This window comes from Paenibacillus sp. p3-SID1389 (genome assembly GCF_025151705.1).
Classification (GTDB): domain Bacteria; phylum Bacillota; class Bacilli; order Paenibacillales; family Paenibacillaceae; genus Fontibacillus; species Fontibacillus phoenicis.
The window spans coordinates 1-11,775 of the sequence record NZ_JALXVO010000083.1 but is presented as its reverse complement, the minus strand read 5'-3'; the positions used below and the strand labels follow the sequence as shown (position 1 = coordinate 11,775).

The following is an 11,775-nucleotide window of genomic DNA, read 5'->3' as shown; positions in this document are numbered from 1 at the left end:
TCAACCATATTTAGGATATTTTACAAACAATTTTTCTGTAATTTCTCATGTCAGGTTTGGTGCAAGGCTAGTGCCCTTGCAGCCCGAACTTTGAGATTTTATGTGAAAAATCGAATATATTTCCGCCAAATGGGTAGTTTGCAGCGAATTATGTTCGAAAAATCATATATATTTTGACGAGTTTTGTTTCCTACAAATGCAAATATTTTAACAATTGAAATACAAAATATTTATTAAATAGTGAAATTATCCCAAATTATTTAATATACACTATAACCCAATGGAAGAATAGTATTCTAAATAAAATATAATATGATATTATAGGAAATATATTACAGAAAGGGTGATGTTATTTGTCAGTATTTGCTAGGAGAATAGCTGTTGTTTTAGTTATCGTTCTATTGACGCTATCGTCCACCAGCGTATTTGCGGACAAGTCAAAAGTACGACAAATTACTACTATAGCAGCAAAAAGCCAGAAAGCAATTTCAGTGAAAGAAACGGGTACGCAGGAGCTGCCATTAGGTGAGGAGCGACTCGAATCCAATCCTCAGACCGAAAACGCGCCCGAGTTTCCTCAACAAAACCCGACTCAAAACCCTCAAGAAGCACAACCAGACATAAATCCACAAGATCCGCTCCCAGAAACTACAACAATCCCAACACCTACCCTACTTCACGCACGAACGATTTCGGATACAGAGATTCATTTGGAATGGCAGATCGTCTCAATCTCCGAAACAATTAAACTCTATGAGATTTTTTGTAACGACCAGTTAGTAGGGACAGCTACCGGTGATCAATACAACTTTACAGTCACCGGGTTGGCTCCAGCAACAACTTACATCTTTAAGATTAGGGCGCAGGGGCAGGACAATTCCTTATCAGATTATAGCGAGGCCTTATCAGCTTCAACCCTTCAGCCTGTAGCTATACCACTAAGTCCACCCACTCAGCTTAGATCAGATGTCCAATCGGATACAACGATCAATTTGTCTTGGAAAGTTTCGACAGATGTGCCTACCACCACAAGTGTAACCTATGAAATTTACATGAATGACGTATTAGCTGCTTCTGTTCCTGGAAACGAGACTTTTTATACCTTGACTAGGTTAACACCTGGTACTAGCTATTCGCTCAAAATGAGGACGGTTGCTGAGGACTCAGCTGTATCTGATTTTAGTGAAAGTATCATTGTAAGCACACTCTCAGGAAAAGTGGTGTACGAATTTGAAAATATGCCAGCTGTAACCAATACTGGCGAAGCCCCAAATTTGTTGGAAAACAGCCAATTTAGTGCGGGTTTGCTTGCTAACTATCCTGCCGATCAATTAGGTGACTTTGTGGAGTTTCCATTCACTGCAACACAAGGAATTTACGATCTAGAGCTAAGAATGGAGAAGTCTTCGGAAGGTGGAATCATCAAGATCCTGATTGATGGCGAGCCTGTAACGCAGACTTTGGATTTATATGAAATTGAGGAACGTACGGATTCGGTAGTAACTTTACCGATCAGATTAGATGATAAAGCGGAACATACGATACGTTTTGAAGTGACAGATAAAAATGCAAATAGTGCTGGTTATTCTTTGGGTCTTGACGCGATGTACCTTTCTGTATCGGCACTTGATACCTATGAACCAAACGATGCACCGGAAACAGCAACCGTCATGAATGTTTCCCAGCTCTATGAATCGTATATCTCAAGCTCTACTGATCGAGATTTTTATAAATTATCGGTTGGACAAAGCAATACTTATTTCTTGACATTGTTAGCGCCTAACGGAACTAAGTACAGACTGGACCTGTTCGATGCAAATTTGCAACCACTAGCCGTTAAGCAGATTGTTAATGGCCAAGACACCGATCTTTCGGTTTATTTGGTTCAGAATTCTGTGATATATCTCAAGGTTTCAGTGGCGGATGGAATGCCGATTAGCTCTGACCCTTACCGATTGCGTTGGAGTATTTCCCCCCTTAAACAATACACCTATGACGATGCGAACCGGCTAGTCCGGACGGAATATGAGCAAGGGCTCTATCGCTATCAAACTCAATATGATTACGACCGAAACGGGAATTTGCTCAAACGTACGACGGTAAAAACGCAGTTAAATCCATAAAGGGGTGAAAGAAGGATGAAGATGAACAAAGCAAATCGTAAATGGCTAGCACTGCCGCTTTGCGCGGGGTTAATGGCCTCCTTAATTGGCCCGGGAACGATCGGCTTTGCCGAGGAGGTCGTAGAACAATGGAATCAAGCTCTTCACGGGGGACCGTCTACTGAACACATCGTTCAGGTACCGAATCAAGAACCGTCAATCACAGTGGAGCTTAATAACGATCTATCCCCATTTGAGAATTTCCAAAGTGAAGAACAAGTTGTGTATGAAAGTGTGGAAATTCAGCCCAAGGTTAACCCAAGTATAACGAAGTCGTTGGCGGTGGATGTTGATGCCAAAGATCTTTATCAAGTAACTCAAGATCAGATGGAACAACTCCTTTCGGAGGGATACGCAATTGAAGATTTGTATCGATTAGATGAGTTAGCGAATAAGCAGCTCATAGATCCGATGGCACTGGCGAAACGCAAAGCAGACAGCGGACTAGATTGGGATGAGTTAGAGGTGATTTTGGTACAGGAGATGGAGCAGAAGCAACTTAACGAGTTAGCAAAAGCTCATCCTCAACCGTATGCGCAATTCAAAAAGGAACAATTAAAAGATGAGGATATCCTGAATTTGCTCATTGCATACGACACCGGAAAAGGAACAGTGGCTGAGTTGCTTGGTGCCTACAAAACCGGAGGGGAAAAAGCTGTCGCCAGTTATCAATCGAAATCGGAAAAACAACTGATGCAAACCAATAATGCTAAGACAATAACATCTTCTGTAGATACGGATACCCTTGAGCGAATTCGTTCATTATCCAAGGAAACAGGCATTTCTGAAACGGAGCTTCTCCGTCAGTTACAAGCTGCGAAAGAGGCTAGTAAACAAGCTTTGGCAGGGAAGGAGTAGGGGTATTTTGATGAGACAAGCCATATCATGCTTCAAAAATATTGTAGTGGCTATTTTGATTTTTATTATTGGCTCGCAAGTGAGTGCCCCCAGCGTTCATGCCCAAATCGATAATAAGCAACTGGAAAAGGTGCTTAACGGGCTTGTAACCCCAAAACTAGTCAATGAATCGAATAAACCAAATCTAGCTGACCGCAGCGGCGTCAGCGAAACCATTGATCCAGCGACTGGAACTCTTACGCTCTCTGAGATTGACTTAACTCTTCCTGGGAAGGATGGCCTGGATTTAACTTTGGGACGATTGTACAACTCCAGTCAGGCCGAAGTGGGTACAAAGCGAGTAACCGTTACTTCCGGTTCGTCCCAAACCGTCGGTTCCGGAGCAGGTTATTATGTAACGCTGCTCTATTGGGATATCGCGACAAATAAATACGCAACGTATTTTCCGGGTTATTATGCCGATCAAACCTCAGCGTATAACGTTGCAGATCATTATTTGAAAAATCAACCGGACAGCGGTAGAAGATACATTGACTATAACATCGAGTATAAAACGGTTCAGTATGTGCAGAACTCGTATACGACCACAACGAAAATTTATCCTGATGAAAACTCCTATAGCCGACAACGTTACGACTTAGGCGGAGGTTGGTCGATGGCATTCCCTTCTTTGCAAATCGAGGGGTCATATATTCATTACCATGATGGTACTGGTGCAGCCTATGTTGTGAAGTTTGACGCCAGTAATAAAGGCAAACTGGAGGACTACGGTCGTACTGATGTTGAGCTTTTAAGAGACTCAACTTATACGAACGGTCAAATGACTTCAACTTATGTGCTTGTGGATCAGAACAAAAAGAAAACCTACTTTGGCTCTGATGGAAGACTATTAGGAATTAAGGATCGTTTTGGAAACGAGATTAAATTCACACATGTCAATCGCTTGATGAACGGAAAAAATTACCCAGTAATATCGAAAATCGTGGATTCGATTGGACGCAATATTGATTTTGCTTATCAGAGTAACTTGAGTGATCCTAATTTCGACAAGCAGAATATGACCGAGAACATCACGATAACCGTTAGCCATCCCTCCACGACGGAGAAGAAAACAATCACTTATGCCAAGAAGAGGGAAGAAGTCAGCATTTTTGAAAACGGGACATTGATAGGTAAACGTTATGAACCTTACTTATATCGAGTTACGGACTTAAATGGTTATAACACTTACTACAACTACTATTTGGCTTCTGAAAAATTCAGTGCGATAAGTAAATCATTAGGCGGTTCAGAGGCGGGGACTGCAGTTTATTTGCTGCAGTATGCGATGTACCCTCATTCTACATCCTTCTATGAATATCAGGTTATTACCCGGAACTGGGGTGGGGAAGGGGCATATCAAGCATTTCAAGTTACATCTAGATTTGATGGCTTGAACCGTTATAACTATGATGACCCAAGTAAAGGGATCTATGCTCAAGGGTTGTATAATAAATTGGATTACACGTATTTCGGTGATGTCACCGGTTACCCAACTTATAAAGTCGAAGAGGTTATCCCGGAGAGCTATCGTTTCGGTTCAGAGTCGTTGAATCAGGATGGCTTGAAAATTAGAACTACGTTTAACGGGAAGAAACAGCTCTTGATGACCGAGCATACAGCATCAAACGGAGAGAAAATCACCGAAACTGTTCAATCCTATGATACAGCATTCAAGTATAAGCCAACGAAAGTTGAAACAAAAACAACCAGTGGAACCCGGGAGAACAAGCTGTACCAAACCTATAAATATTATAGTTGGGGCGACCTACAGAGCGAAACGCGTCCGTTAACGGCGACTCAGCTTAATGATGCTGCAATGGTCACACAACACACGACGACCTATGAGTATGATGCCAATTTCAAACTACCAACCAAGATCCAATACTATAAAGATGCCGGTACGGTATTAACCGAACTTTATACGTATGATGCTCAGGGCCGCCTAAAAACGGAGCAAAATGCAAATGGCGAAGTCACAACCTATAATTTCACGCAGGCTGCTGACGGTAGAACCTTGGAAACTTTAATCCCATTGGAAAATGGTAAAACAGCAAGAACTGTCGCTTATTACAGTCAGAGCGGTTCATATCAATTATTTCCGACTTCAATAAAATCCTATTATACCAATGATTCTGGGCAAATTACCGAAACAGCAGTTCAACGAACATATAACGTTTTACTTGGACTCATGACTTCAGAAACAAACGCAGATAACAAAACGACGCAATATCAATATGATGTGTATGGGCGTTTGACCAAAACGATTTATCCGGTGAATAACAATCAAAATGGTGAGCGTTATCAGATTGAAGACGTCATCGAATACCATGATCAAACTGTAGATAACAGCCCGGAATATTTTGACGATGAAAATAAATACCTGATCACGACTCGGATCGATTCTTATACGAGGTCGACACGCTTAAATGATAACGCGGTTAATTATGAAAACATTAAACACGAATTTTACGATGGGTTCGGAAATGCCGTATTAATCGGTCAACTTGACAACTATACGATGCGCGAGTTAGTTCTGGCCCAATACCACTATGATATTATGGCCCGGCCAGAATACGTGATCGACACCGTCGGCAATGTATCGACGGCAGACTATGATCCATGGGGACGTGCCTTTGAAGCGATTGACCCGTTCGGTAACTTGTATCGAAGCGATTACGACCTGATTGACCGGAAAATGACGTCCTATCTGGTTGCTGCCAGCGATATCGCTGCCTTCCGCAGTAACCCTCAGGATACCTTGAAGCGGAATGTGCTCGAGTCTTACACCGACCAATGGGGACGAGAGATAACATTAAAGGCATTTCCTAACTGGCCAAATCGTACGACAAACGTAGTCCAAGAGGATTTTGCTTATGATTACTTAGGTAATGTGATGGCATATACAGATCCGAATCGTAATACGACCCGTTATCAATATGACAAGCTTAGCCGGTTGACTGCGGTGCAAGATGCATTAAATCAAACCACCAGCTATGCATACAACAAACTGGGGCAATTGCAATCAACCACACAGACCGACGGCACGAGAAATTGGACAACGACCAAAGCTTATGACGAGACGGGATTCCTGAAAACGAGTACTGATCCGGCTGCCAATCAGGATGCCTTTTCCCGTAATAAACTGGGGCAGATTACGCTCCGCAAGGACGCGAACAACAACTTGATCAACTACCTTTATGACGATATCGGCCGAAACATTGCGAAAGTCGCGGGTTCGACCACACTCAAGAATATATATCAATTTACGCTGTTTGGACCTTCACGGCAGGAAGAACAACGCAGCGGATCGAATTTCATGACCATATACAACAGTTACAACTTCTATGGTTCTCAGACCTACAAAGCCAACGTGTATGACGGTGTGGTTACCATCGTTCGCCACGAATACGACGATGCGAATCGTCTAAAAAACGTCGCTGACGCGTTTGATTACTTTACGCATTACAGCTACGATAAGACCAGGATCAATCGTGTTCAAACTAACGGTTCTTATCAAGTCACAGCCGCGGAAAATGCCAATGCGCAGTATACCTATGAACCGGACGGTAAACTGAAGCGAGTCACTTATCCTAGACTCTCGGATGGTAGCTATTTAATCACTGATTACACCTATGATGGAATTGGTAGACTGCTCAAAGTAACGAACAAAAAAGGCGCCACTTTGTTGTCTGAATTCCAGTATGCTTACGATGCAAATGGAAATATCATATCTGTGACGGATTCGACCGGGACAACCACTTACCAGTACGACAAGTTGGATCGGTTAACCCAAGTCAAACGCCCGTCTGGCCAAATGATCGTATATGCGTACGATGCACGCGGAAACCGCAAAACCTTGCAAGGTGACAGTCTTATTGAAGACACTAATGAGCAGACCTACACCTTTAATGTCTGGGATCAGCTGAAAAGTGTAACCAAAGAAAATGTTACAACCGAATTTGAGTATGAGATGCAAGGGCTGCGGTTATCTAAGACCACGACGTCAAGAGAACCTGCAGATGCTTCTGGTCAAACTCCTCCACCTGTGACAGAAAAAGTTCGGTATGCTTACAATAACAGTGGTAAGGTGATAACAGAAGCAAATGGTAACAATCAGGCTTTGGCGAACTATGTTTGGGGTCCGGACCGTCTGTTGGCCAAACGAGATGCTGTAACAAACAAAAAGTATTATTATGTTTACAACGGCCACGGTGACGTGGTGCAAATCGTTGACGAAGCAGGCAACACGGTTAACAGTTACCAATATGATGAGTGGGGAAATATCCTCCATCAGGAAGAACAAATCCAGAACGTCTTCAAGTACGCTGGAGAAATGCAGGATGAGGAAACTGGACTGTACTACCTGCGGGCAAGGTACTATGACCCTGCGACAGGACGGTTTATAAGTAAGGATACGTATGAAGGCAGCGTAACAAATCCGCTGAGCTTGAATTTGTATACGTATGTTGAGAATAAACCGTTGAATAATATTGATCCAACCGGCTATTGGTGTGAATCAGTAGTGAATGGAAAAACATATTCGCATGCAGGGCAATGTAGTAATCCAGCAAATAATAACAAATACGTACCGGATTCATTATATTATGCAAATAAAGGAAAGTCGTATTCGGAAATTATTAATATCTATAACAATCAAAAGCAGGCTGCAGTTAACTATGCTAACTCGATTTCTAAAGAAACCAATAATTTTATTACCATAATTAAAAATGAAGTCGCATTGCCGATAAGCGGTAATACATCATCTTTACTAAGTAAGGTTATCCAAGCAGCAGGATTAGCGACTATATTAGGGTTGGAAGCCACCTCTTCTTCTACTAAAACTAATAATGATAAACATTCTCTAATTTTTAGGAGTGGAAATGGCGGTGATGTAAACTTGACACCAAGGCCAGTAATAGATGCAAACGGGCTATCTTATTTTAAACAAGCAAGTAAAGATTGGAAAAGTTTCACTGTTACTTCTATAGAGTTGGTTAAAAAGACAGGAGTATTTACTGTAAAGAGTGATCCCAAAAACCCTAATCATATACTGATTCTTGCTAAAGATCCAATTGAACATCAAATTTGGATGTCTTCAAGAGACGCAGTAAAAAACAATGGTAGTGAACCCTACTACTTAACTAAAATACTACAGAGCATTTCAGTAAGATTAAAGTAGTGAAAAAAACAATATTTATAAGAAAGAGGATGTACTAATAAATGGATGTTGCAAATTATTTACCTAAAGACAAAAGTGATTACGATTCGATTAAATTACTAAAAACTTTATCTAAGGCTGAACTAAAGTTGATTTTACCGGAAATATTAGAATGGACTAAGGATATAAACTGGCCTGTAGCCCCCTTAATTATTGATGAATTGTTAATTCCACTAGGCCAAGACTTAATTCCATCATTAAAAGACATATTAGAATCTAATGATTACGACTGGATACAAAATATTTTGTGGCACTTAATTAGGAAACTTGACACCGGGATTATCTCTAGTTTAAAAGAGGAACTTTACAGGCTCGCTCAACTAAAAAATAAAGATCTCATTGAATACGACATACCCGAAATTGCCAAGGAATTACTCGCACAATCAAAATGACCACAGTTGGCCTTAACAATCCAGAATTGGCTGATGAGAACTTAATCCGTTGGATCTGTGGTAATAAATGAAACGGAACGTGATCACAATGATTGAACCAAACGATTGGCGCTTAAGAAACCAAACAAAGTACTTATTGGGTAAGAAGATGTTATTTCAAAATTACCTTTTTATGAATCAATCATGGGATCATAACCATTGTGAGTTCTGTTGGAAAAATTCCCCGAGGAATGTGATAGAGGTTACGCAACGGAAGAAAAATACTATTGGGTTTGTCCAAGCTGCTTCGAAGATTTTAAAGATATGTTCAATTGGAAAGTTAAATCAGAATAGGGGGACGACAACGGACAACCATCGATATTCTCAAAGCACCCTGGGAAAGAGCAGCAGGGACATAACCTGCTGCTCTTGTACTAATTACCTACTGTAGCTGTCATCACGCACTTCCTAAGTACTTTGCTAATCAGAGTGATGAGGTAAAGACATGGACGACATCCAAAGAATTGCACAGGAAATGTTAAAAAAGGCGGAGTCCATCCGAAATGAGTTGTTGATTTAATCCGATACTGGATCAAAGAAATCAGGTATATCTGTATACTGAAGTCAAGAAAAGAAAGCCAGAATCGTACATCTGGTGTTTGGATCAACACGGACAGCCTTTATGGAAACATCGTTTTCGTGGTGTAATGACTTGGTTCAACCTAAGCCTATAAGGCTTGCTATTAACTAAATTTGTTGATGCGGATCGATATGATGTGGACTTAGTGGCTTATGAAATGCTCAGGATCACACAAAAAAGTAGCGGGAGTACACCTGCTGCTTTTTCATTACTTACTAACTTCATGGCGCCAACATCGCGAACTTATCCAGTACGATGACGATATGACAGTTATACAAGAGGTGATGAAGTAAACATGGAAGAAGTATACTATTGTCCGTAATTAGACAAAAGAGAAGAAACAGACCAGTGTTATGCAAAGTGTATTCATTTTTCTTTTCATAAATAATATCATCTACAAAATGCAAGTGTATCAATTCCAAGGGGGAAGTCATAATTTGAGTCAAAGTGTGAAAGGAAGCTGTAATTCCATTCATAGTGAAGAAGTGTGTTCCAAAATCACTCCGCTATTTTTGTTAAGACAAGAAGCTATGGTGCATTATTTAACGGAAGAACCTATCTTTATGTACTGTAAAGAGAATGAATTATCTGAAGAGAAAACCTTGGAACAGGTGTTAAGATGCAGAGTATGGACCGCAGACAGTATCATTTCATGGTCGTTTTTTTCCGAATACCGTAACTTTCTTGATGAGAGCGGGAAGGAGTCACCTCTTGTTATTAGAAAGGTGTATTGGAATAAAAATCAGGAATATTATTTAAACCTTCCTCCAAATGTGAGAGCAGATCTGATGACGAAATGGCCCGATGCCTTAATACAAAATGTATATGTGTACGCCGAGGATGCACTAGAGCTTATTAGAATGCTCATGAAATTGGATAGCATAATTCTAAAACTAAAAGTTCCAGGTGGAAGAGGAACGGAAGTTGTGTCGACTAAGCTTGAGACAGAAGTAAGACGTTTGTTTGATTGGGGCTTGTATCACCTTAGTTGGAATGAAACCCGTATCAATCCAAGTGTGGAGGGCTATTTTGAGGAATTATTCCGTTATGTTGAAGGCTTTATATCCCGTTATCAAAAGAGCATTCATACCATTAATCTGGATTATACGATTCCGCCGAAAATTTTTAAGAGCATAGTAGAGGGTAATCATTAAAGATTTCATAAAATAGCTAAGACACTTTTTCATGGTAAGCCTTGATACGGAGAATTATCCAAAGTGGGTGATGCAAATATTCACCTATACATGAGGAAAGTGATGATCATAGTGAGCCATCAGAACGATTGGCGCATAAGAAACCAAGCAAAGTACTTATTGGGTAAGAAGATGGTATTTCAAAATTACCTACTTATGAATCAATCATGGGATCATGACCATTGTGAGTTTTGTTGGAAAAAAATTCCCTGAGGAATGTGATAAAGGTTACGCAACGGAAGACAAATACTATTGGGTTTGTCCAAGCTGTTTCGAAGATTTTAAAGATATGTTCAATTGGAAAATTGAATCAGAATAGGGGCACGAAGGCTGACAACCATCGATATTCACCCCAGTACATTCTTTGCCGGAGAGATGAGGTGAAGACAGGGATGACATCCAAAGGATTGCACAGGAAATGTTAAAAAAGGCGGAGTCCATCCGAAATGAGTTGTTGAAAGTCCGTGCGGATCAGAAAGTGATCCGATTTTACGAAACAAATCGTCCCTATGGACAATTTACCAACTTTGCTCTTTATCCAATTGAGATAAATGATAAGGTCTGGCCAACGTCGGAGCATTATTTTTCAGGCACAGAAGTTTGCGGGGAGTGAACATGAGGAAGCGATTAGACAAGCGGAAACCCCTTTTCAAGCTGCACAGATGGGGAGAGATCGATCCCGGCCGCTTCTAAGTGATTGGGAGCAAGTGAAGTTGAAAATCATGCGACAAGCAGTGGAGGCGAAATTCCAACAGCATCCTGAACTGAGGGGATTGCTAGTATCTACGGGAGATTGCTTGCTAATTGAAAATACGAGGAATGACCGCTTTTGGGGTGACAACGGCGATGGGTCTGGGGCAAATTGGCTCGGCAAAATCCTGATGGAAACTCGCGAAAAATTATCCGGCTCAGAAGAAGCATTGTTTATATTACCTCCTTGGGTGGCTTTTCCGGAAGAGGATCCAACCAGCTTATTTTGGCGAATGGGGAAGGGGGAAAGTTATCTGGATGAGTACTGGCAGTGGAAGGAGAAGTTAACGGACTTGGCGAAAGAGCAGTACGATGCTTACTTTATTCCTCCATTAGGTTGGGAAGAGCGAGAAGTCTAGGAGGTGTTCCCTTGTTTCCCACAAATAATAAAGGATTGTTATTATCCCAATTTGTCGTGTGGAATGGGGGTGTGAGTATTTCGCCGAAACGGAAATATATATGAAAAATCGAATATATTCGCTCAAATATGGCGGATTTGGCCCATTCTATATGAAATTTCATATATAATCGCTCCCTTGAA

General features: G+C 41.0%; 6 protein-coding genes. All 6 read left to right on the top strand.

All coding sequences use genetic code 11. The features are described 5' to 3' along the window. The first annotated feature begins 353 nt into the window (after window positions 1-353). The 6 genes from M3G15_RS20530 to M3G15_RS20505 all read left to right on the top strand — a co-directional run bounded on the left by M3G15_RS20530 (window position 354) and on the right by M3G15_RS20505 (window position 11,593). Window positions 354-2,123 carry a fibronectin type III domain-containing protein gene (locus M3G15_RS20530; RefSeq protein ID WP_260071924.1) on the top strand — a complete coding sequence of 590 codons (1,770 nt, stop codon included), beginning with the start codon at window positions 354-356 and terminating at the stop codon, window positions 2,121-2,123. A gap of 15 nt (window positions 2,124-2,138) precedes the next feature. Continuing rightward, window positions 2,139-3,020, top strand: a complete 882-nt coding sequence (locus tag M3G15_RS20525; protein ID WP_028539439.1) for a hypothetical protein — start codon at window positions 2,139-2,141, stop codon at window positions 3,018-3,020. 10 nt (window positions 3,021-3,030) lie between these two features. Then, the gene (locus M3G15_RS20520) at window positions 3,031-8,241 is read left to right on the top strand and encodes an RHS repeat-associated core domain-containing protein (protein ID WP_028539438.1); all 5,211 of its coding nucleotides are present in this window, start codon (window positions 3,031-3,033) and stop codon (window positions 8,239-8,241) included. A 41-nt stretch (window positions 8,242-8,282) separates the two neighbouring features. Next, a complete protein-coding gene (locus M3G15_RS20515) occupies window positions 8,283-8,672 on the top strand; it encodes a DUF5071 domain-containing protein (protein WP_028539437.1) in 390 nt (129 codons plus the stop codon). 1,056 nt (window positions 8,673-9,728) lie between these two features. Further along, window positions 9,729-10,445, top strand: a complete 717-nt coding sequence (locus tag M3G15_RS20510; RefSeq protein WP_127576415.1) for a hypothetical protein — start codon at window positions 9,729-9,731, stop codon at window positions 10,443-10,445. A gap of 590 nt (window positions 10,446-11,035) precedes the next feature. Then, the gene (locus tag M3G15_RS20505) at window positions 11,036-11,593 is read left to right on the top strand and encodes a riboflavin biosynthesis intermediates N-glycosidase (protein WP_258956291.1); all 558 of its coding nucleotides are present in this window, start codon (window positions 11,036-11,038) and stop codon (window positions 11,591-11,593) included. The last annotated feature ends 182 nt before the right edge of the window (window positions 11,594-11,775 follow it).

Bases quoted from the DNA above. Each gene is read 5' to 3' on its own strand.
- M3G15_RS20525 (WP_028539439.1), top strand. From the start codon at position 2,139: ATGAAGATGAACAAAGCAAATCGTAAATGGCTAGCACTGCCGCTTTGC.
- M3G15_RS20520 (WP_028539438.1), top strand. From the start codon at position 3,031: ATGAGACAAGCCATATCATGCTTCAAAAATATTGTAGTGGCTATTTTG.
- M3G15_RS20515 (WP_028539437.1), top strand. From the start codon at position 8,283: ATGGATGTTGCAAATTATTTACCTAAAGACAAAAGTGATTACGATTCG.
- M3G15_RS20505 (WP_258956291.1), top strand. From the start codon at position 11,036: ATGATAAGGTCTGGCCAACGTCGGAGCATTATTTTTCAGGCACAGAAG.